At 43.3% G+C, this 20,911-nt stretch carries 19 protein-coding genes; 13 read left to right on the top strand and 6 right to left on the bottom strand.

Annotation, left to right across the window (positions count from 1 at the left end; translation table 11 throughout):
- Nucleotides 1-90: 90 nt before the first annotated feature.
- Nucleotides 91-2,226 carry a TonB-dependent siderophore receptor gene (locus tag R7E38_RS16850; RefSeq protein ID WP_226084199.1) on the bottom strand — a complete coding sequence of 712 codons (2,136 nt, stop codon included), beginning with the start codon at nucleotides 2,224-2,226 and terminating at the stop codon, nucleotides 91-93.
- Nucleotides 2,227-2,325: 99 nt separating this feature from the next.
- Nucleotides 2,326-3,291, bottom strand: a complete 966-nt coding sequence (locus R7E38_RS16855; RefSeq protein ID WP_226084197.1) for a helix-turn-helix domain-containing protein — start codon at nucleotides 3,289-3,291, stop codon at nucleotides 2,326-2,328.
- A gap of 537 nt (nucleotides 3,292-3,828) precedes the next feature.
- On the opposite strand from R7E38_RS16855, the gene zwf reads away from it, so the two are divergent.
- The 4 genes from zwf (at nucleotide 3,829) to R7E38_RS16875 (ending at nucleotide 8,285) form a co-directional block, all read left to right on the top strand.
- The gene (gene zwf, locus R7E38_RS16860) at nucleotides 3,829-5,331 is read left to right on the top strand and encodes a glucose-6-phosphate dehydrogenase (protein WP_017634563.1); all 1,503 of its coding nucleotides are present in this window, start codon (nucleotides 3,829-3,831) and stop codon (nucleotides 5,329-5,331) included.
- Nucleotides 5,328-6,044, top strand: coding sequence for a 6-phosphogluconolactonase (gene pgl, locus R7E38_RS16865; protein ID WP_017634562.1), 717 nt, complete (start codon nucleotides 5,328-5,330; stop codon nucleotides 6,042-6,044). The genes zwf and pgl overlap by 4 nt, the downstream gene beginning before the upstream one ends.
- A 38-nt stretch (nucleotides 6,045-6,082) precedes the next feature.
- Complete coding sequence (gene gnd / locus R7E38_RS16870) at nucleotides 6,083-7,531, top strand: decarboxylating NADP(+)-dependent phosphogluconate dehydrogenase (protein ID WP_226084195.1); 1,449 nt, start codon at nucleotides 6,083-6,085, stop codon at nucleotides 7,529-7,531.
- 226 nt (nucleotides 7,532-7,757) lie between these two features.
- Complete coding sequence (locus tag R7E38_RS16875) at nucleotides 7,758-8,285, top strand: hypothetical protein (RefSeq protein WP_226084193.1); 528 nt, start codon at nucleotides 7,758-7,760, stop codon at nucleotides 8,283-8,285.
- A 10-nt stretch (nucleotides 8,286-8,295) separates the two neighbouring features.
- Here the strand turns inward: R7E38_RS16875 and R7E38_RS16880 are convergent, their stop codons facing one another.
- Complete coding sequence (locus R7E38_RS16880) at nucleotides 8,296-8,499, bottom strand: hypothetical protein (protein ID WP_054576969.1); 204 nt, start codon at nucleotides 8,497-8,499, stop codon at nucleotides 8,296-8,298.
- A gap of 578 nt (nucleotides 8,500-9,077) precedes the next feature.
- Here R7E38_RS16880 and R7E38_RS16885 point away from each other — a divergent pair.
- Nucleotides 9,078-9,215, top strand: coding sequence for a hypothetical protein (locus tag R7E38_RS16885; RefSeq protein WP_005377165.1), 138 nt, complete (start codon nucleotides 9,078-9,080; stop codon nucleotides 9,213-9,215).
- A gap of 61 nt (nucleotides 9,216-9,276) precedes the next feature.
- On the opposite strand, the gene R7E38_RS16890 is transcribed toward R7E38_RS16885, so the two are convergent.
- Nucleotides 9,277-11,043, bottom strand: a complete 1,767-nt coding sequence (locus R7E38_RS16890) for a sigma-54-dependent Fis family transcriptional regulator (protein WP_226084180.1) — start codon at nucleotides 11,041-11,043, stop codon at nucleotides 9,277-9,279.
- 239 nt (nucleotides 11,044-11,282) lie between these two features.
- Here R7E38_RS16890 and R7E38_RS16895 point away from each other — a divergent pair, with 239 nt between their 5' ends.
- A complete protein-coding gene (locus tag R7E38_RS16895) occupies nucleotides 11,283-12,803 on the top strand; it encodes an aldehyde dehydrogenase family protein (RefSeq protein WP_226084178.1) in 1,521 nt (506 codons plus the stop codon).
- A 126-nt stretch (nucleotides 12,804-12,929) separates the two neighbouring features.
- Here the strand turns inward: R7E38_RS16895 and exsE2 are convergent, their stop codons facing one another.
- Nucleotides 12,930-13,235, bottom strand: a complete 306-nt coding sequence (gene exsE2, locus R7E38_RS16900) for a T3SS regulon translocated regulator ExsE2 (RefSeq protein ID WP_104975361.1) — start codon at nucleotides 13,233-13,235, stop codon at nucleotides 12,930-12,932.
- A gap of 8 nt (nucleotides 13,236-13,243) precedes the next feature.
- A complete protein-coding gene (gene exsC / locus R7E38_RS16905) occupies nucleotides 13,244-13,690 on the bottom strand; it encodes a type III secretion system regulatory chaperone ExsC (RefSeq protein ID WP_005377174.1) in 447 nt (148 codons plus the stop codon).
- A gap of 388 nt (nucleotides 13,691-14,078) precedes the next feature.
- Here exsC and R7E38_RS16910 point away from each other — a divergent pair, with 388 nt between their 5' ends.
- The 7 genes from R7E38_RS16910 (at nucleotide 14,079) to R7E38_RS16940 (ending at nucleotide 20,900) form a co-directional block, all read left to right on the top strand.
- Nucleotides 14,079-14,492, top strand: a complete 414-nt coding sequence (locus tag R7E38_RS16910) for a YscW family type III secretion system pilotin (protein ID WP_054579559.1) — start codon at nucleotides 14,079-14,081, stop codon at nucleotides 14,490-14,492.
- A 609-nt stretch (nucleotides 14,493-15,101) separates the two neighbouring features.
- A complete protein-coding gene (locus R7E38_RS16915; protein ID WP_005377191.1) occupies nucleotides 15,102-15,962 on the top strand; it encodes an AraC family transcriptional regulator in 861 nt (286 codons plus the stop codon).
- Between the two features lie 148 nt (nucleotides 15,963-16,110).
- The gene (locus R7E38_RS16920; protein ID WP_005377193.1) at nucleotides 16,111-17,091 is read left to right on the top strand and encodes a T3SS regulon anti-activator ExsD domain-containing protein; all 981 of its coding nucleotides are present in this window, start codon (nucleotides 16,111-16,113) and stop codon (nucleotides 17,089-17,091) included.
- Nucleotides 17,092-17,103: 12 nt separating this feature from the next.
- Entirely contained in the window at nucleotides 17,104-17,532 is a 429-nt protein-coding gene (locus R7E38_RS16925) for a YscB family type III secretion system chaperone (RefSeq protein ID WP_053304384.1), read from the top strand.
- Nucleotides 17,529-19,403 carry a type III secretion system outer membrane ring subunit SctC gene (gene sctC, locus R7E38_RS16930; RefSeq protein WP_275125521.1) on the top strand — a complete coding sequence of 625 codons (1,875 nt, stop codon included), beginning with the start codon at nucleotides 17,529-17,531 and terminating at the stop codon, nucleotides 19,401-19,403. Before R7E38_RS16925 ends, sctC begins: the two co-directional genes overlap by 4 nt.
- Nucleotides 19,404-19,408: 5 nt before the next feature.
- Nucleotides 19,409-20,710, top strand: coding sequence for a type III secretion system inner membrane ring subunit SctD (gene sctD / locus R7E38_RS16935; RefSeq protein ID WP_031781102.1), 1,302 nt, complete (start codon nucleotides 19,409-19,411; stop codon nucleotides 20,708-20,710).
- Nucleotides 20,697-20,900 (top strand): EscE/YscE/SsaE family type III secretion system needle protein co-chaperone, encoded by a 204-nt coding sequence (locus tag R7E38_RS16940; RefSeq protein WP_017821343.1) that lies wholly within the window; start codon nucleotides 20,697-20,699, stop codon nucleotides 20,898-20,900. Before sctD ends, R7E38_RS16940 begins: the two co-directional genes overlap by 14 nt.
- The last annotated feature ends 11 nt before the right edge of the window (nucleotides 20,901-20,911 follow it).

Here is a 20,911-nt window from a genome sequence, read left to right on the forward strand (position 1 = left end):
GTTTATATTGATGCTCTATGCAAAATAAAAAGCGATGGCTTATTGTAGAAACCATCGCTTTACAAATTACTGCTGTTCCGCTCTAAGAGGTTAGAAGTTGTATTCTAACTTCGCTTCGATAGAGCGCTCAGCGCCAAACCAACAGTTATTTTTGTCGTAACAAGAATAGTATTCTTTATCGAATAGATTGCTTGCAGAAAGCGTGACGCTAGCCCCTTTCATTGATTCAGATACCGTTGAGAAATCGTAACTTGCTGCCAAATCAAACAAGGTGTAGTCCGGTACTTTTTGACTATTCTGTGCATCAATTTGTGCTTCCCCGACATAGCGAACGCCAGCACTGGTACGAAGGCCTGAAAGATTTCCTTCAAAGAAGTAATTGGCCCATAGAGAGGCCGTTTGCTCAGGTACCCAAACCGGCGTTTTACCTTCTTGGTTGTAATAACTGTCCTCGGTAATCTCCATATCGGTATATGTATAGCCTAGAGTGAAATCAGCTTGTGCTGTGGCTTGCCATTTTGCCTCAAGTTCAATACCTTGTGATACCACTTCGCCCGCTTGATAGTTCGGTGCATATGGATTATTCGGATCGGTCAAGATCGCGTTTTTCTTCGTAATATGGAAGAGTGCTAAGCTACCTGAGATATCACCAGATAATGGTGCGTATTTAAAGCCTAACTCCCATTGATGACCGGTTGATGGCTCAAATGCTTTACCAGAAGAGTCGGCACCCGCAATTGGCTCAAAACTTTCCGAGTAAGTAAGGTATGGCGAGAGACCAAAGTCTAGCTCATACAAACCACCGACTCGGAAAGATACGTTGGTATCGTCTAACTCTTCCTTGCTCTTAGATACTGTTCCTAGATAATCGCTAACGGCGTCTGTATTTGAATCGTATTTATCCCAACGAAGACCTGCAATCATTACAAGTTGGTCGTAACGAACTTGATCTTGGAAATATACGCCAATCTGCTTCGTTTTGATATCCAAGTTTTGTTTGTATTGGAAATTCAGTGCATTACGATCAATGCTGTTGTGGTCAGGATTAAAAATGTCCTGAGTTAGCGAATACCCAAGCGTGTCTTTGTATTTTACATCTGAATCTAGATACTGATAATCAAGCCCGAACAATAAGTTATGTTCAAAATTTCCTGTTTTAACGTAGCCCGATAGTTGGTTGTCAATCACAAAGGATTTGGACTTTTCATCGGTTAAATAGGCATTTCGACCAACGGTACGGTTATCCGCTTCAAGTGCACCGTTATATGTGTTTTCCTGATAGGCATCGGCGGTCATGTAGCGGGCATTCTGTAGAAATTGCCAATTGTTGTTAAAGTCGTGTTGGACTTTGTAACCCATCATCAGAACTTCGCGTTCGTAAGTGTTCCAGTCCTCATCCCCCAAATAAGTGCTTGGTGACATCGAGCCAAGTGGGTTTTTAATCACTGAGCCAGATGCAGGCACAGTCGTGTAGATACCTGCTGATGGATCATTTTGATAGTAAACATTCACGTTCACTAATGTGCTTTCTGTCGCTTGCCAATTGAAAGATGGGGCGAGTACATAACGTTCGTCTTCAGACGTATCGGCTTGACCATCTCGCTGTTTTGCCAGGCCGACGATACGGTAATCAACATTAGAATCACCAACTTGTCCTGTGGTGTCGAACGTCAGTTCTTTTAAGTTGTTAGTCCCAGTACTAATCGAGACAGAGTGTGAGGGTGTTGACTGAGGCGCCTTGGCGATAATATTGACCATACCTCCTGGTGGAATATTGCCGTAAAGAACAGACGTTGGCCCTTTAAAAACCTCGATTTGCTCAAGAGCAACGGAATCGACCTGCGGTTGAAGGTTCCAACCGTTGTACAGCAAAGGAAGACCATCATAAAAGTTGGTGTAGTTAATAAAACCACGAATATTGAATAGGTCAAGTCGGGAAACGGCACCGCCACGCAATTCTGTATTTACGCCAGGCGCGTAACGCAATGCTTCGCTCACCGAGTTTACGCCGCGTAGGTCCATGTCATCTTTAGTGATTACCGTGATCGCTTGCGGTGTTTCTTCCGGTTCTAAAACGGTTTTAGTTGCGGTGTTTCGGTATGTTTCTCCTAGCACCGTAATCGTTTCGTGTTGGGATACGCTCTCAGTTGCATTGGCGTGGCCAGCGAGCAATGCGGATACGACGATAGCAACCGCTGAACGATGAAATCGAATCGGACTTTCCATATTTATAAATTCCACTACTTTTTCTATTTATTGATAATGATTGTTATTTGTATTCTATATTCAAAGAAATAGGAAAAGTTAACAATTTGGTGCAAAACACTAATCTTTGGAACTTATTCTTCTGTTCTTAGGTTTTAAAGATAGCGAGTCGTTTGGCTCGACAGGAATCCAATACTGCATTTGTGCTTGTTCGCTATCAACATCATAACCTTCTGGATAAAGCTCTAACTCATAACCATCGATAGCATGATAATTAGAGTAGGGTAGCCAATGTAAAATAAACCATTCCAGCGTTGAGGCGAGCTCTGATGCTTTGCCTATGTGTGTAATGACGGCGTAGGTTTGCTCAGGAACAGCCAAGAGGTCTAACCCCGAGTTGGAAGAGTTCGTTGATCTTGATGCGTTTGCTGTTGGACTACACTCATAACCTGCCCAGTATTCAAGTTGTTGGTTGTTTGAATACGCTTGCGTCACATCAATCACGCCAAAGTAAGTACTTTCCGAATTATTAAGGTTTTCAGATGAATAAAGACGTGACCAAAGTGACGGTACTTTGGATTGGAAATCGGGCGTAGCGGAAAACAATCCGTGAATAGGTTCATGATAACCAGCAAGTTCAAAAGCCGGTTTTGTTTCTATTCGAACTTCAATAAAGCGCTGATGTTTTTTCTCTTCTTCTGGTGTCTTACGCAGCGTCAAAGGTTGCCTCAACCCGGAGAGTTGTTGCGTTTTTCGATATTCGCGGGGGCTTTTTGAAAACATATTCCTGAACGCACGGCTAAATGCGTGTTCAGATGTAAATCCCATTTCTATCGCTATATCTAACGAGCGGTCAGAAGTATGGATTAAGCGCTCAGCCGCAAGGCTAAGTTTAAGCTCTCTGATGTAGTGAGCGACGGATACGCCAGTGTGTTGTTGAAATACGCGTTGCAGTTGCCAGCGCGACCAACAACTTGCTTTTGATATTTCATCTACGCTCAGAGTGCTGTCTAAGTTGGTGTGAATGTAGTCAAGCACCGATTGTATTCGGTTAATGGGATGTGGGTTAATGGCGCTTGATTTCATGGCGTTCTACTTTCACATTAATAGTGATTTCATTATCTTTAATTGAGTATCATTATCAATAGGATGATGAAATAAAAAGTAAGTAACACAGATCACGATAAAACTGTAATGGATTGCAAGTATGAGTAATTTTTACCCATATTAGAGTTTTTGCTTAAATTTTGTAGCGTTCAGATGAAACTTTTTTTATCAATAAAATACAATCGCTTATGACGTTTTGTGCAACTTATTTAAACGTTTGCACTGGCAAGTGTTGATGTAAATCAAATAGTCGTAGACAATATTGCCCCGTGTCGGACTCTCCTCCAGCGAGTACAGTGTGTACTTTTGAGACATAAGTGACTTAAATGACCTCAATACGTCGTGTTTCCAAGAATCGGAAATGCAACTTCTTGAGGTTCTTTGGGCCCATAGACTTTACCTATCAACGTAATAGGTAAGACCAATTTTCTATTTTGAGGTGCCATTGATAGGGTTGGCTCATTCTCTAGCCGTATCCGGGCACACAATAAGTACCTCGTTTTTAAGGGAAAGATGATGGTAATACCAGAAAACAGCAGCATCGTTATTTTTGGTGCTTCAGGTGACCTTACGTACCGTAAGCTCATTCCTGCTTTATACCACCTCTACGCGAACAAGCAGCTTCCAGAGAATTTTGCCATTCTGGGTGTAAGTCGCACTGAATACAGTGATGAGTCTTACCGCGCGAAGCTGAAAAAATCGCTTCAGGAAATGGAAAAGACTGAGCCAGAAACGCTTGATGCATTTATTAACCATCTGCACTACCAAGCAATTAATACTTCTGACACACAAGATTACGGTAAGCTATCTTCTCGCTTAGACCAACTTGCGGACGAATATCAATTCGAGCAACGCAATACGCTTTTTTACTTAGCAACCCCACCAAGTTTATACAGTGTGATCCCTGCAAGTCTTGCAGCACATGGTCTTAACAGTGAAGAGGATGGCTGGAAACGCCTGATCATTGAGAAACCATTCGGCTATGATCTTGAATCGGCGCGTATTCTGGACAAAGAAATTCACGAGCACTTCCAAGAGCATCAAATCTACCGAATTGACCATTACTTAGGTAAAGAAACGGTACAAAACCTACTTGTGCTTCGTTTCTCTAATGCGATGTTTGAGCCGCTTTGGAACCGTAACTTCATTGATTACGTTGAAATCACAGGCGCAGAATTCCTTGGCGTAGAGGAGCGTGGTGGTTACTACGACAACTCTGGCGCTGTGCGCGACATGTTCCAAAACCACTTGCTACAAGTATTAGCAATGGTAGGTATGGAACCACCAGCGCAAATCAATGCAGACTCGATGCGCGATGAAGTGGTAAAAGTGCTTCAATGCTTAAAGCCATTAGACGAAAACGCTCTGCGCAATGACCTAGTATTAGGCCAATACACGGCGTCTGAAGTTCGTGGGCAAAGCCTACGCGGCTACCGTGAAGAGCCGGGAGTTGCAGACGATTCTCGTACAGAGACTTACATCGGTTTGAAAGCGTACATCAACAACTGGCGTTGGAATGGCGTGCCATTTTACGTGCGTACTGGTAAGCGTCTTCCAACACGCGTTACTGAGGTGGTTATCCACTTTAAACAAACACCGCATCCTGTGTTTGGTCAAAACGCACCAGAAAACAAGCTGATCATTCGTATTCAACCAGACGAAGGCATTCAAATGAGCTTTGGCTTGAAAGAGCCAGGCGCAGGCTTTGAAGCGAAGGAAGTGAAAATGAACTTCCATTACGCTGACCTGCAAGAAACGCAAATGCTAACGGCATACGAGCGTCTTCTACTTGATGCTTTGAATGGTGATGCTACGCTATTTGCACGTAGTGATGCGGTGGAAGCGTGCTGGCAATACGTACAGCCAATCTTAGATTTTAAGCAAGATCCACAATCCCTCTTCGGGTACGCATGCGGCACTTGGGGACCTAAAGAGTCAGATGACTTGTTACAGCGTGATGGTCGCGCTTGGCGTTTCCCATGTAAAAACTTAACAGATACGGATTACTGTGAACTATGATCAACCATAAGATCTACCAAACAGCAGAACAGGTAGTTGAAAGCCTAGCTAACGATATGAAAGCGTTTAGCGAAATGGGCAGACCTGTTCACATCTCTCTTTCTGGCGGCAGCACTCCTAAAATGCTGTTTAAACTACTGGCTTCAGAGGCTTACGCAACCTCCATTCAATGGGAAAACCTCCACTTTTGGTGGGGTGACGAACGTTGTGTTGCCCCTGACGATGCAGAAAGCAACTACGGTGAAGCGAACACGTTGTTGTTTAGCCAAGTAAATATTCCTGCAGAAAACATTCACCGCATCCGTGGCGAAGATGAGCCTAAAGCAGAAGCCGAGCGCTTTGCAAAAGAGATGGCAGAGGTGATCCCGAGTGAAAACGGCACACCTGTGTTTGACTGGATCTTATTAGGCGTTGGTGCAGATGGTCATACAGCTTCTCTGTTCCCTGGCCAAACGAATTATGATGATGCGAACCTATCTCTTGTGGCGTCGCATCCTGAATCGGGCCAACTTCGTGTGTCGAAAACCGCACGCGTATTAGAAGCAGCGAAACGCATTAGTTACTTAGTGCTTGGTGCAGGAAAAGCGGACATTGTTGAAGAAATTAACAGTTCACCAGCACACGCACTGCCATACCCTGCGGCTAAAATTCAAGCGAAATCGGGCCTAACGGAATGGTATTTAGATTTAGACGCGGCAGCAAAAATTGCTTAAGACGCTGCTCGTCGATGAAATAAAATTGGAGAGAAACAATGAAAGGTGATATCGGTGTAATTGGCCTAGCAGTAATGGGTCAAAACCTTATCCTAAACATGAACGATCACGGTTTTAAAGTGGTTGCTCACAACCGTACTGCTGCTAAAGTAGACGAGTTCCTGGAAGGTCCAGCAAAAGGCACGAACATCATCGGTGCATACTCTCTAGAAGAACTAGTAGAGAAGCTAGAAACGCCGCGTAAAGTAATGTTGATGGTTCGCGCTGGTGACGTTGTAGACAAGTTCATCGAAGCGCTGGTACCTCTGCTAGACAAAGGCGACATCATTATTGACGGTGGTAACACTAACTACCCAGATACAAACCGTCGTGTTGCTGCACTACGTGAAAAAGGTATCCACTTCATCGGTACTGGTGTATCTGGTGGTGAAGAAGGTGCGCGCTTCGGTCCATCTATCATGCCTGGCGGTGCTGCTGAAGCATGGGAAGCGGTTAAGCCTATCTTCCAAGGTATCGCTGCGAAAACTGACGCTGGTGAGCCATGTTGTGACTGGGTTGGTAACGATGGTGCTGGTCACTTCGTTAAGATGGTACACAACGGTATCGAATACGGTGACATGCAGCTAATCACAGAAGCTTACCAGTTCATGAAAGACGGTCTTGGTATGTCTGCAGACGAGATGCAAGCAGTATTCGCTGATTGGAACAAGACTGAACTAGACAGCTACCTTGTTGAAATCACGGCTGACATCCTTGGCTACAAAGATGAAGACGGTGAGCCTCTCGTTGAGAAGATCCTAGACACAGCAGGCCAAAAAGGTACTGGTAAATGGACTGGTATTAACGCACTAGACCTAGGTATTCCACTAACGCTTATCTCTGAGTCTGTATTCTCTCGTTGTCTATCTGCACTGAAAGACCAACGTGTTGAAGCTGAATCTCTATTCGGTAAGACAATCACTCCAGTTGAAGGCGACAAGCAAGAGTGGGTTGATGCACTACGTCAAGCGCTACTAGCTTCTAAGATCATCTCTTACGCTCAAGGCTTCATGCTAATGCGCGAAGCATCGAACGAAAACGGTTGGGACCTAAACTACGGTAACGTAGCACTAATGTGGCGTGGTGGTTGTATCATTCGTTCTGCGTTCCTAGGCAACATCCGTGATGCGTACGAAGCGAACCCAGACATCGCATTCCTAGGTTCTGATAAGTACTTCAAAAACATCCTACAAGGCAGCCTAGCAGCATGGCGTAAAGTAGCAGCGAAATCTCTAGAATCTGGTATCCCAATGCCATGTACGATTTCTGCGCTATCTTTCCTAGACGGTTACACAACAGCTCGTCTACCAGCGAACCTGCTTCAAGCTCAACGTGACTACTTCGGTGCTCACACTTATGAGCGTATTGACCGTCCACGTGGTGAATTCTTTCACACTAACTGGACTGGTACAGGCGGCGACACAGCGTCTACAACTTACGACGTGTAATCGTTTTAAGTAAACCGACTAAATATAAAGATATAAAGGGATGCCCAAGTGGCATCCTTTTTTGTGTCTGTAAGATATTGGTAGATTTAAAAGTTACATTAAACGTTGATTCGTCACGCACTTCTCAGAAATGGGAGAGCATGCATTTGCTAGCAGTTTAATATTTCTCTTCGAAGAGTGAAGCTAAGCCGCTCTCTGCCGTCTCCTCAACTATAAGGTAATAGAAATGACACAACAGAAGCATCCATTTCACACAGCTTTCGTGTTGCTTATGTTCATATTACTGATTACTTATTCCATCTATCGCCTTTATCATCATTTCGTTTTCGAATCTCTTCCGCTTCAGCTCAGTAGTGGTTTTCAAGTGGTCTACATTGATGCGTCATATGTTTTAAGTATCGCAAGCTTACTCTTGTGCCCTACATTATTGGTCTATATTTTATTTGATCGAATGACTCAGTTAGTCAAAGTGCCGATTAAAGTGATAACTATAACAGTTGTCTTGTCCCTTATCGTTGCTATTCCAGGTCAAGTTTTTGAATTTGGGCGATTGAAATATATTGCAGAAAATAATGGTTACTCAGCGTGTCCACCTTTCACAATTGCATCAAGCGGAATGTTTGTAGAAGCTATGGTAAAAGAAGAAAAATACTGTATAGAACCAGAAATTAATCGTATTGGTATGTATGGTTATTTTCACGAACTCGAACGGATTGATAACTATATCAAGTCACACAGAAATGACATTCAATAGAAAAGAGCGCCTAGGCGCTCTTTTCAGTGGTCGTTTTCTTGCTTTGATAAAACCTGTCCTTTAGGTAGAGAATTGCACTGACCACAAGAGCCACTAAAGAAACAGTGAATAGGGCGTACATGCTGAGAATCCATGCGAATGTGGCCGTCAAGAATGCAATGAAGGAAAACATCCTGCTGAAAGACATCACATGGCCAAGTTTGTTACTTTTCATAAACGCCTCCCGAAGCTAAGTGGGGATAGACAATTGTGGTCATATGCCACACTTTTAATTGTCTGCTCTTTTGGGGCGTTTCACACAAAAAAGTGGCTAAAGATTTCTCAAAAAAGGTGAAATATTGAACTGGTAGACAAATCGTTAAACTGAGTTGCACAGATATGACTTCGGTTGTCTATCACTTCAAAGTTTTTAACTACGCAGATTAAGGGCATGTAGCGTTATTATTATCGTCTTCGAACTCTACGATGCACAATTGCAAGTGAAACTACACTCGTAAGCTCATCCCTGTCGTCGGTTACAGTAAAAGCTTTTTTCTCTTTTTAACAATACCTTAGTAACTACGGGTAATTAAACCCGTTTTTCGATCGAAACTCAGATTGCACAAAAGGTGAAAAAGAGTGCTAGGTAAGCCTTTAAACTACGCCTATAATTAGCGCCCACATGGAGGATGTTTATTATATGAACATCCTTTATTTTTTGAAACTAGCAACAAGGATCCAGTAAAACATGTTTTTCTGGTTTTGTTTACGTCGACCAAGAAGGTAATTAACACAGCAAATTGAGGTTCTAAGATGACTCTTAACAAGTACTTTGTTTTCATTCCAGCAGAATTGGAACAGGAAATGCACAAGGACAATCAAGTGATCTCTGAGAAGGAAACTCAACGTCAGGCATTAGTAAAACAGGCACAACAACAAGGCGGCCTGTAAGCTAGGTTTCAAAGAGAAAGAGCACCGCAACGGTGCTCTTTTTGTATCTGAGGTCGTAGAATTAACTTAATATGCCAAGGCTTTTCAACTTTCTGTAAATGGTATTTCGGCTCACACCAAGCATACGAGACGTTTTGCTAATGTTCCCCTGGTTAGCTTGATATGTTTTGAGCAACTTATCTTCGACGGTTGCACGCAGTTCTGAAGTTGGTTCAGCCGATGCTGCTCCTTCTTGAGCTTGGCTGAGTTTCTTACTTAGGTGGGCTGGGACGTGTTTGAGTTCCAATATTTCTTCACCTTGCGCCATTAAGGCGGATACTTTGATTAAACTATCGAGTTCACGCAAATTTCCTGGCCATGAGTAAGACAGCATCAGAGAAAGGAGGTGAGGGCAAAGCTGTTGTTCAGATTCGGCGTGACGCCGATGAATGTTCTCAATCAGTTGTCGTTTATCTTCACGCTCCTCAAAGCGAGGTAGCTCAATGATCAAGCCATTAAGGCGATAATACAAATCTTGGCGGAACAATCCTTCGCTGACCAAATGTTCCAGATCTTTATGCGTGGCTGCAATGATTTGCGTATCGACTTGAATGCTTTGGTTGGAACCCACGGGAAGCACGGTTTTATCTTGCAATACATGGAGCAATCGGCTTTGAGCTTCCAAGGGTAAATCTGCGATTTCATCTAGAAACAAAATCCCTTTGTGTGCTTGGCGAATTTTTCCCTGATAGCCTTTGCTGTTTGCGCCAGTAAAGGCACCGGCTACGTAGCCAAATAATTCAGATTCAACCAGATCTTTTGGTAGCGCTCCGCAGTTGACGGAAACTAACGGTCCCGTTTTTCTCTGGCTGTTTTTATGGAGTGCTTTCACAAACTCGTTTTTGCCAACACCAGTCTCTCCGAGAATCAACAAACTGATGTCTTTATCGATGACGCGATTGGCTTGCTGCCAACAGTGCTCAACAGCGGAGTCGCCATAATGAAGATCATTGGACGCCGCTACAGCACGAGACTTGACCTTGCTATCTTTATCGGTAAGCGGTTTTGTTTTGAAAACGAAAGGGTGCTCATTTCCCGGAGTGGATAGAATGTCGTCTAAGGATTGCCCAATGATACTTTTTTGCGCAAAAAGTTGAGAGGCTACTTGATTGTGAGCCAAAACTTGTCCGTCTTCATTTGCAATGATAATTCCTTGCCAACCACTATTCAGTAAACCTTTTTCGCACGCTAAATCCACACGAATATACCCTTGTGGAATCAAGTTAAGTAGTTGATTCTCCACTTGCTGGACCATGTTTTGTACTAGTACTTGCGTTGAGAAGTCATGTCTCTTTTGCTCGCTCGTAATATCTAATACGCCAATGAGGTTACCAAGATGATCGAAAATAGGATTAGCCGAACAGCTAATAAAACGATGGTGTTGGATAAAGTGCTGATCACCAATAACAGAAACGGGCTTTGCTTCAACCAAGGCTGTACCAATAGCGTTGGTGCCTTTGACCTTTTCTTGCCAGCATGCTCCAGAGCTTAGCGAGATTTCCGTCAACTTCTCACGAAATCTAGGCTGTCCCCAACTGCCGATGATGACACCATCTGAATCCGTCAAAATTAAGCGACTGTCGCTATGAGCAAATAGCTGATTAAACAGAGGGAGCGCAAATTGAGTGACTGCCTCTAGCAAAAAATTGAGTTGGTGACGCCTATCTTGGAGCGTTGCTGGCGTTACTCGAATATCTTCAGGGCGTCGACGCTGTTTTAAACCCGCTTGTTCACTTCTGACCCATGAAGTTGAAAGCCAATTGTTATCGCTAATGTGTTGAAGTTCCATGACTGTACCATTTTGTCACAGTGAGGGTGTGCCATTTTGGAACACTTGAACATTGGTGTTCACACCATACATCCGCTCAAACATCGCTCACTTGGTTTGTTATCGCTTGGTAATCATAGTTTTACATTTAATTAACAACAAGTGTGGCGTAGTTGGCGTGTGACTTGCGTAATGCTCTTTGTGAACAGTGCGATACGACACTGCAATAACACATTGAACGAGAAACAAAAGGAAGAGTTATGATCTATGCACAGCCAGGTAGTGAAAATGCCATTGTTAACTTTAAATCGCATTACGATAACTTTATCGGTGGGGAATGGGTAAAACCAACGGGTGGTGAGTACTTTGACAATATCTCACCAATCAACGGACAAGCGTATTGTAAAGTTGCTCGCTCTGGCGAGGAAGATATTAATTTAGCACTGGATGCCGCGCACAACATCAGAGCAAAATGGGCCAAAACCAGCGTGACAGAACGTTCGAACATCTTGCTGAAAATTGCTGACCGTATTGAGCAGCATCTAGAAGAGCTTGCAGTTGCAGAAACTTGGGAAAACGGCAAACCAGTTCGCGAAACCTTGACGGCAGATTTACCTTTAGTAGTGGATCACTTCCGTTACTTCGCTGGCTGTATTCGCGCACAAGAAGGCAGTGCGGCAGAACTGGATGAGCACACCGCAAGCTACCACTTCCCAGAACCGATTGGTGTGGTTGGTCAAATTATTCCGTGGAACTTCCCAATGTTGATGGCGGCTTGGAAACTAGCACCGGCACTAGCGGCGGGTTGCTGTGTGGTATTGAAGCCAGCAGAGCAAACCCCAACATCCATTCTGGTTCTGATGGAAAAAATCGGTGACCTTCTTCCTCCTGGTGTCATCAACGTTGTAAACGGATATGGTTCTGAAGCGGGTCAAGCATTAGCAACCAGCAACCGCATTGCGAAACTCGCTTTTACCGGGTCTACGCAAGTTGGCAACCACATTCTGAAATGTGCAGCAGACAACTTGATCCCATCGACAGTTGAGTTAGGTGGTAAATCTCCAAACATCTACTTCTCAGATATCTTCGATTACGAAGATGAGTATCTTGATAAGTGTATCGAAGGTACGTTACTTGGTTTCTTCAACCAAGGTGAAGTTTGTACTTGTCCATCTCGCGTACTGGTTCATGAAGCGATTTATGACAAGTTTGTAGAGAAACTGACGGAACGTGCACAGCTGATTAAACAAGGTAATCCGCTCGATACCGATACTCAAGTTGGTGCTCAGGCTTCTCAAGAACAGTTTGATAAGATTTTAAGTTACCTGGAAATCGGCCGTGAAGAAGGCGCAAAAGTGGTCTTTGGTGGTGGAGTGTCAGAACAGCCAGAGTCTATCAACCAGGGGTACTACATTCAGCCAACCATGTTGGAAGGCCACAACAAGATGCGAATCTTCCAAGAAGAAATCTTTGGCCCAGTGATCGCTATCACCAAATTCAAAGATGAGGCTGAAGCGTTGGAAATCGCAAACGACACTGAATATGGCTTAGGCGCAGGTGTTTGGACACGTGATGCGAACGTTGCATATCGTATGGGCCGTAATATTGAAGCTGGCCGGATCTGGATTAACTGTTACCACGCTTACCCTGCACACGCAGCGTTCGGTGGTTACAAAAAATCGGGTATCGGGCGCGAAACGCACAAGATGATGCTGGATCACTACCAGAACACGAAGAACTTGCTGATTAGCTACAGCATCGACCCGTTAGGCTTCTTCTAGTGAAACTAAGTAATTAATAAAGAAAAAGCAGTATGAATCAAAACCCCGAATCTTCGGGGTTTTTTATTAGCGTGAGCTTGTCGGCTGAAGGTTAACTTAGATGTTTAACCTGCTTATATTGTGATATCAGGAACGTTGAATTATCGCCACTTTTCGTTCCATAAGCTTTTCTACGGCGGCGTTTTGCTTGTCAATGTTGAGTTGCGGATCAAAGTCCAAAACGCGATTGCAAGATTCGAGACTGGCAAATTGATTTAAACATTCACCAAGCTCTCTTTTAGAGCTTGTTCGCATCAGACTGCTTTCTGATGAGGAGAGTAGGGTGACTTTACGGCCATGAAACGTTCCTTGCGGCACTGCATCATTTTGCTGCGCTTGTTGAACGTCATGAACCGATGAATTGGTGTATGTGGATTGGATGTCATTGGACATAAAGACACCTAAACTCTCAAGTCTAAAGTTTGTGGCATCGGTGGTGCCTCATCAATGGTTACATGCGAAGACAATAACGCTTCCCACGACTCGCTGTGCGTCAGCAATTCTGCTAAAGCTGTTTCAAAATATTCGTAATCCAGTCGCCTAATGTTAATGAGTCGGTTTAAACATAGGACATGTCGGTGGTTATCCAAACTAAAAAATAACTGGTGCTCAGGCCAGTGATAATTAAAGGCCAAGAAAGAACGATAAAGATCGGAATTTACAATTTGAAGGCCAACAATCTCAGCTTCGAGCTGCAGAGTTGTCGATTCAGGATGAAAGATGATATGCACCCTTAGATTATCATCAAAGGCTAAGCTTACTTCATTTTCCGTTAGATGCAGTGCAGGCAAGCCTATTTGATGAGCAAACTTTAGCAAAATCTCATCGATAGTTTGGCGTGCTGACATAGGAATAGTCCCTTTTGAAATTTTATCAAGGAAAATATTAGATGTATCTCTTCATGTTTATCAATATTAGTCGGTTGTTATTATATTTTGGCTTTTAAATGTGTTGAGAGAAATAGAAAGGCAAAATTAAATGTGTTCAGATGCATATCTCGATGGCAGTGAGATATATGAATATCATTTTTCTCTAATAAACTTCAATTAAGGAAGGAATGAAAGTGAGCAGAAACTGCTTTTGAAATTACAGTCCATGTTAACTACGTGTTGTTGAAAAATGCGATTTATTGTCCGCTTGTAGTATAAATATAAGTTGATCTTTTATATTTTTACATAAAGAATTGTGTGAATTTCAAATGAGCTAGATTATATAAAATAAGTTTATGGGGTCATAATGAACAATTCTATATGGGCTGGTTTTATTGGGTTATTCATACTGAGTGGGTGCAGTCAGACTGTGTCCGTTAATGGGGTGGATGGCTTTGATACACAGAGTCAGGCATCAGTCTATGGTTGGGTTTCTGTCGACGGCTACTTTCCACCTTCGATTACTTCTCTTGAAGTGGAAATATGTAAAGTTATTGACAATCAATGTCTTAAATCGGCATCTCAGAGCTACCAAGGCGTTCAGTTGCCTGTGCAGTATTCGTTTTTAATTGCACCAATTCAAGCTGGTGAAGGAAAAATGAAGATTATTGGAAAGCTTTATTCAAACGGTGAGCTCGTTGCTGAAAAAGAAAAGAACTATTTATTTTTAGAGGGAAATAAACAAGAAAACTTGATTCTTGTTCCAAAAATAAACAGATAAAATTTTAAGTACTACATTTTTATTAGAATTTTCTAATTTATAAAAATAAAGACCATATCTTTCCTGTTGTGAAAGATTTGTTGTCTTTTATAAACATTAATTACATGACTTTGAAGTCATCGGGTCAGTTGTTTTTTAGACTCATACTTGTTGCAAAAACAGTATTTTTTATGATTATATCTCGCTCCTTGAACACGTTGGCTTGGCGTTTTAGGCTATAAAACATACATTTTTATGATTTTGGAAATTTAATTTTGTTCTAGAAACGATGCCGAAATCTATTTAATTGTATTCTAATGTATAACAAAACAACCAAACTTAAATAACGAAATGATATTTAAGTTTTGGCTAATGATAAACGCTATCTGATAAAAATAATAAAGACGGACAGCAGAAATTTACTAAGTCAAACTTTTACCTTTAGGTAAAGGTAATGCTTGGGTTATTCGCTAATTATTCGGGGGGTATGGTAAGTGATAGAACTTCTATGCTCTTTTCTTTGCTTCTTTAATTCATACAGCAGTACTTAGAAATAACAACAATCAAAGTAGTGCTTTGAAAGTTTCTCAACATTTGCACTGAGAAACTCAAAATAATGAAGGGTAGAAAATGGATGTGTCAGGCCAACTAAACTCAGAAAGGGTCGACTCGAGTTCACGAAAAATTCGTAGTTTTTCCTGCTATGAAAAATCTGACGAAGTATTTCACTCAGACCAGTCTCACATTGTTGTCGTTCACAATGGTCAGCTTCGAGTTCAAACAGGTGATTGCACAATCGATGTTGCTGCAGAAAATGGGGTATTTCTATCTCAAGGGGATTACTTGTTAGAGTACTCTCCGCTAGATGGGGCATACAAAGCGTCGATTATTGCTTACGACAATGAACTCGTTAGTCAGTTGCTGCAAAAACACAGTGATCTCTTGATGATGCTGCCTAAGGTAGACAAAGTTTGTTCTGGTTTGTTTACTTTTGGTTTGAACATACTCGTTGAACAAGTGCTTTCTAGCATGCAGACGCTTGAGCAACAAGCGTACCCTGATGCCATTATGTGCCTAAAATACGAAGAACTACTCATTCTCTTGCTACACAGCAAAGGAGGAGAATCACTGTATGCGTTGCTGTCACAACAAACAAACCGTACGTCGGAACGGTTACGTCGATTTATGGAACAGCATTACTTAAAAGAATGGAAGTTGACAGACTACGCGCAGGAGTTTGGTGCCAGCTTAACCACTTTTAAAGAGCTTTTTAATGAGCACTATGGCATTTCTCCAAGAGCTTGGATCAGTGAGCGTCGACTACTGCATGCTCATAAACTGCTGTTGACGAGCAAGATGAGCATCGTAGATGTGGCGATGGAGGCAGGGTTTTCCAGTCAGTCTTACTTTACGCAGAGTTACCGTCGTCGTTTTGGAACGACCCCAAGCCGCGTACGTTCGGGAGACGACCAAGTGGCTATCGCGAAATGAAATGACTTGGGACTAAAATTTTCTGACTAATTTTGAAAGTCACTCACCAGTGTAAATTCTATTATGTATCGTGTAACAACGAACGATTAAAAATTATTACATCTCTTTCTTTCTGGATTGTTCGAAAGGGGTGCGGAGACGAACATAAATGAAAAAGCAGCATTGGCGACGCCGTTCGCTTTTTCCAGACAGCATAGTGACACAGCGGAAAGTGACTGTTTTACAAAGAGGAGCTCGTTATGAAAGCGCCTCGAAACCTACGCAGGATCTCAATGTTGTGCACGTCAATCACCGACAATTGTTGAGTGAAGGCGTCATAAATTATGAGCAGTTATCTTTACTTCAACGCTTGTTGGATAGAAATGTCGTCGATAGCCTATGCGCTAGCCAGTTAGTTAAAACGTATCAAAAACTTGGTGCTTCGATAGACCGGTTTGCCATGCGTTTATTTTTGGAAATTGGATCGCAGCTCAGTGATAGCAGCACAATCACAACGTTCGAACAAAGGCTGGACTACATCAACTCTCGTCTGGGCTTTCGCTTTAATTTGGCTGTCCCAAAAACGTTGATGCTTTGTTTCCATTTATCACTCAACGAGTGGATTAACCGACAAGTCGATCAAAGTGCTCTTCATGCTTCGATTAAAGTTGAACAACTTATCAATCAACTCGATATTCAGAAGGAATATTGGTCGAAGCTATCAGGGGAAGACACTAGTGCCGTCTTTGTTCAACAGCAACTCGATCTTATTAAGAGCCAGCAGCATCAACTTAAAAAGCAACTTGGGACGTTAAGCGAACAACAGTTGCAAGTGATTGAATGTCATCGTTTGTTAATTGAGAAGTGGCAACCGTCTTTAGACGAGCTGAAAGGGTTCGCGGAGTACACCTCTACAACCGAACAATTTATTTCTGAGTGGAAAAATTGGTGTTCGGAAGTGCGACTTGAAGCCCCTGAGCTGAACGAAGTTTGGGATGCATGCGATGTGGTTTACAACGACCAAAATGCGGTTGCGAAAGTATGGCAATGGTTCAAGAACATGCAAACTGTTGGTGATATCGATCACTACTATTTTGATACTCAAAGTGGTCAGTGCGGCCAGGCTTGCAATCACCTCAGCCAGATCTAAATAGGGCGTTAAATGTTAGATAAGATGATGAAATCTTTAGCGGAAGCGCTAAAGGTAGGGGATTTTATTGCCTCAGAAAATGGTTCTTACAACATCGAGGTTGACCAGTTATCACTGACCATCAAGCAACGTGCGTCATGGATTTTATGGGAAGCGACGTTACCCTTCCAGTTTAAAGAGCATCTAGATTATCAACAAGAACAAGCGTTACAACGTTGCATGCAGCTCTCATTAAAAACCATTCGTGAGGATGGCGGCGTACTGACAACCAATGATGATCAGCAATTGATTTTGCAAAGTAAAGTACGGGTTGAGGACTGTTCGGTGGAACGGTTCTCTGCTTTGCTTTCTAAGCACGTCAATCTATATGAGCGTTACATTGCATTATTGGAACAAGAACGCGTGAACCACACAATCAACCATACAGTGTGGTTACCATGATGCTAAAAATCTTTCCCAACATTAGGCGTGCTGTAACAAAGGCATTGTTATGCGCAGTGAGTGTTGTTCCTTTGGGATACGCGCAAGCAACAGACTTACACTGGCCCGAACAACCGTTCCGCTACTATGCAGATAATGACTCATTAAAAGAGTTGTTGAATAACTTCGGTGCAAATTATCGTGTCTCGGTTTCTGTTAGTGACAAAGTCAACGATCGAGTGAATGGGCGTTTTACCCCTGAAGATCCGGCGGAATTCCTCGATTACTTATCGCAAGTGTACAACTTGATGTGGTATTTCGATGGAGCCGTCTTACATGTCTATAAGGCGACAGAAACTCGCTCACGTTTACTTCAATTGGAATTACTTACGGCTAGAGAGCTACGCAGTACGTTAATTTCCACCGGCGTTTGGGATTCTCGTTATGGTTGGAGAGCTGCTGAGAGCAAAGGGTTAGTCTATCTTGCTGGTCCTCCACGTTATGTCGACTTAGTGGTACAAACGGCGGAGGCATTGGAAACGCGCTTGCTGCAGAAATCGAATTCAACCGACGAATTATTCGTTGAGATAATTCCTTTGAAGTACGCTTCTGCAACGGATAGAGAAATTGCATATCGAGATCAGACAATTACGGTCCCGGGCATCGCATCGGTGTTAAAACGGGTCGTGTCTGGTGTTCAAACGCAAGTGGCGAGTGCGTCTAGCAAAGAAGTTACCAGTCCAGATAAGCCTGTAAAAAGTAATAAAACCGCCTCAGTTCATGGTGGCGCAACAGTTGAAGCAGAGCCGGGCCTTAATGCGATTATCGTTCGTGATACTCAAGCACGATTACCGCTCTATCGTAAACTGGTCGCGCAATTAGACCAGCCGCTATCAAGAATTGAAGTCGCGCTATCGATTGTCGATATCAGTGCCAACGATTTAAGTCAGTTAGGCGTGGATTGGCGAGCGGGAGTGTCTGTCGGAAACAACCGCATTGTCGATATCAAAACAACAGGTGATGTGAATTCGGGGGATGTGACGCTCGGCAGTGGACAGAACTTTAAGTCCTTGCTTGATTCAACCAACCTAAATTACTTGCTGGCTCAAATTCGTTTATTGGAATCCAAAGGCAGTGCTCAAGTGGTTTCAAGACCAACATTGTTAACTCAGGAAAATGTCGAAGCGGTACTGAACAACAGCAGCACGTTTTACGTCAAGCTGGTTGGTAAAGAAACCGCAGCGCTGGAAGAGGTCACGTATGGCACGTTACTGAGAATTGTCCCACGTATCGTTGGTGATAGATTTGCTGCACGACCTGAAATTAACCTGAGCCTTCATCTCGAAGACGGTGCAAAGATCGCTGATGGTGGTGTCGATGATCTTCCTTCCGTTCGTAAAACTGAAATCAGCACCTTAGCGACGGTTAAACAAGGGCAAAGCTTACTTATCGGTGGTGTGTACCGAGATGAAGTGAGCCATCAGTTACGTAAAGTGCCATTGCTAGGAGACATCCCATATTTAGGCGCGCTGTTTAGAAGTAATACCAATACTAAGCGCCGCACAGTACGAATGTTTATTTTAGAACCTCGAATTGTTGTGGATGGTATTGGCGATAGTGTGTTGATTGGCAACGAATATGACTTGCGACCAAGTATCGGCAAGCTTAACAACATCTCCAACAATAGCGCTGAATTTAAATCGGTAGTGGAAGTATATAGCTGCACATCGAGGGTTCAAGCCGAGCGCTATCAACAAGACTTATTGTCACAGCAAAAGTCGTCTCAATTAACGCAGTGCCGATTACCAACAGGGCAAAAGGGTTGGCGGGTGAAAGTATTGGAATGTGATGACTCACAAAGTGAGTGTGTGCGCCCTTCAGAGGAGTCTTAACCGCGATGCAGCAATGGAAAATTCGTATTTTATCAGGCGTGCATACCGGAGTAGAAGTCACCTTGCCTGAAGGTGCTCTCGTGCTTGGCAGTGACGACTTTATTGCTGATCTTGTACTGTCTGATGCTGGGGTCGAAGCGAACCATTTCACCCTCGTTTGCCAGCAAGACTCGGTCATTTTACGAGGCTGCGAAGAGGCAAATATTAACAGTGAAGACATCGCTGTTGCAGGTGATGGTATCGAGTTGTCACGCCATGCTGTTGTCTCGGTCGGCGTTGTGAAGTTCGCTCTGGGATACGCGGAAGATGCGTTAATTGTGAGTAACGTCAGCGACGAATCTAGCCAACAGAATACACCTGTGGTTGCTGTGCAACGCTCTAGCTGGAAAAAAACAACGCTCATCGCTTTGCTTTGTAGTTTTGTCCCGAGTGTCATTTTTGCTGGTATGTGGTACAGCCAAGCTAACGGAAGCAACAATGAAATTGTTACAGAAGCAGAACCTATTGTTTTGGTACGTAACATCTTAGGCGAGCTCAAACTTAGCGACGTTCGTGTGGAATGGAATGCCGCCGCACGCCAAGCAGTCTTAGAGGGCTATGTTGAAGACCGAACACAGAAACTCGATCTGCTTGGTCGAATTGATGTATTGGGCATCAATTACAAAAGTGACTTAAGAACGATGGAAGAAATCCGTCGCGGGGTTCGATTTATTTTGCGCAACCTCGGCTATCACCAAGTGAAAGTCGAAAATGGCGATGAGACCGGCACACTGCTGCTGACGGGCTATATCGATGATGCAAGCCGCTGGAACCAAGTTGAACAAATCTTGGAGCGAGACGTGCCGGGTCTTATTGCGTGGAAGGTTGAACTGCAGCGAGCGGGTGCCTACATGGATACGCTAAAAGCGTTATTGACGGATGCGGAGTTACTGAAGAAAGTCCAGTTGGTCACCAGCGGTGATCGCATCGAAGTTCGTGGTGAGCTTGATGATATCGAAACGACTCGATTTTACGGTGTGACCCGAGACTTCCGGGAACAATATGGTGAGAAACCGTACTTAGTTTTGAAATCCATACCTAAGGTGAGTAAAGGCACCAACATCGATTTCCCGTTTCGTAGCGTTAACTTTGGCCAGGTTCCATATGTGATTCTGACCGATAACGTTCGCTATATGGTCGGTGCAAGAACGCCTCAGGGCTACCGAATATCCAGTGTTACACCTGCTGGTATTGAGTTGGTTAAAGGCGGGCGGGTGATAACAATAGAACTCGGATATGAAGGCGAGACGAACAATGACAAATCTTGAACAAATTTTAAATAACGACACAAACGGTGCGGAAGTGCACAAGATTAAGAGCAAGCTCTTAGAAGCACAAGCGGTGGTGAAACGTCAGTTGGATTTAGGGTGCTCACCACAGCAGTACCAATTGCTACTCAAACAGTATGAAGCTTACACAGCCGCCTATGCGGTCGTTGAATCATACGAAGCTAACTAAAAAATACGAGG

The sequence above is a fragment of the Vibrio sp. Vb2131 genome, assembly GCF_033338535.1.
Classification (GTDB): domain Bacteria; phylum Pseudomonadota; class Gammaproteobacteria; order Enterobacterales; family Vibrionaceae; genus Vibrio; species Vibrio alginolyticus.

Bases quoted from the DNA above. Each gene is read 5' to 3' on its own strand.
- exsE2 (WP_104975361.1), bottom strand. From the start codon at position 13,235: ATGTCCAATGACATCCAATCCACATACACCAATTCATCGGTTCATGAC.
- R7E38_RS16940 (WP_017821343.1), top strand. From the start codon at position 20,697: ATGACAAATCTTGAACAAATTTTAAATAACGACACAAACGGTGCGGAA.
- R7E38_RS16925 (WP_053304384.1), top strand. From the start codon at position 17,104: ATGTTAGATAAGATGATGAAATCTTTAGCGGAAGCGCTAAAGGTAGGG.
- sctC (WP_275125521.1), top strand. From the start codon at position 17,529: ATGATGCTAAAAATCTTTCCCAACATTAGGCGTGCTGTAACAAAGGCA.
- R7E38_RS16915 (WP_005377191.1), top strand. From the start codon at position 15,102: ATGGATGTGTCAGGCCAACTAAACTCAGAAAGGGTCGACTCGAGTTCA.
- R7E38_RS16885 (WP_005377165.1), top strand. From the start codon at position 9,078: ATGACTCTTAACAAGTACTTTGTTTTCATTCCAGCAGAATTGGAACAG.
- R7E38_RS16890 (WP_226084180.1), bottom strand. From the start codon at position 11,043: ATGGAACTTCAACACATTAGCGATAACAATTGGCTTTCAACTTCATGG.
- R7E38_RS16875 (WP_226084193.1), top strand. From the start codon at position 7,758: ATGACACAACAGAAGCATCCATTTCACACAGCTTTCGTGTTGCTTATG.
- R7E38_RS16850 (WP_226084199.1), bottom strand. From the start codon at position 2,226: ATGGAAAGTCCGATTCGATTTCATCGTTCAGCGGTTGCTATCGTCGTA.
- R7E38_RS16920 (WP_005377193.1), top strand. From the start codon at position 16,111: ATGAAAAAGCAGCATTGGCGACGCCGTTCGCTTTTTCCAGACAGCATA.
- R7E38_RS16855 (WP_226084197.1), bottom strand. From the start codon at position 3,291: ATGAAATCAAGCGCCATTAACCCACATCCCATTAACCGAATACAATCG.
- sctD (WP_031781102.1), top strand. From the start codon at position 19,409: ATGCAGCAATGGAAAATTCGTATTTTATCAGGCGTGCATACCGGAGTA.
- zwf (WP_017634563.1), top strand. From the start codon at position 3,829: ATGGTAATACCAGAAAACAGCAGCATCGTTATTTTTGGTGCTTCAGGT.
- gnd (WP_226084195.1), top strand. From the start codon at position 6,083: ATGAAAGGTGATATCGGTGTAATTGGCCTAGCAGTAATGGGTCAAAAC.
- pgl (WP_017634562.1), top strand. From the start codon at position 5,328: ATGATCAACCATAAGATCTACCAAACAGCAGAACAGGTAGTTGAAAGC.
- R7E38_RS16880 (WP_054576969.1), bottom strand. From the start codon at position 8,499: ATGAAAAGTAACAAACTTGGCCATGTGATGTCTTTCAGCAGGATGTTT.
- R7E38_RS16895 (WP_226084178.1), top strand. From the start codon at position 11,283: ATGATCTATGCACAGCCAGGTAGTGAAAATGCCATTGTTAACTTTAAA.
- R7E38_RS16910 (WP_054579559.1), top strand. From the start codon at position 14,079: ATGAACAATTCTATATGGGCTGGTTTTATTGGGTTATTCATACTGAGT.
- exsC (WP_005377174.1), bottom strand. From the start codon at position 13,690: ATGTCAGCACGCCAAACTATCGATGAGATTTTGCTAAAGTTTGCTCAT.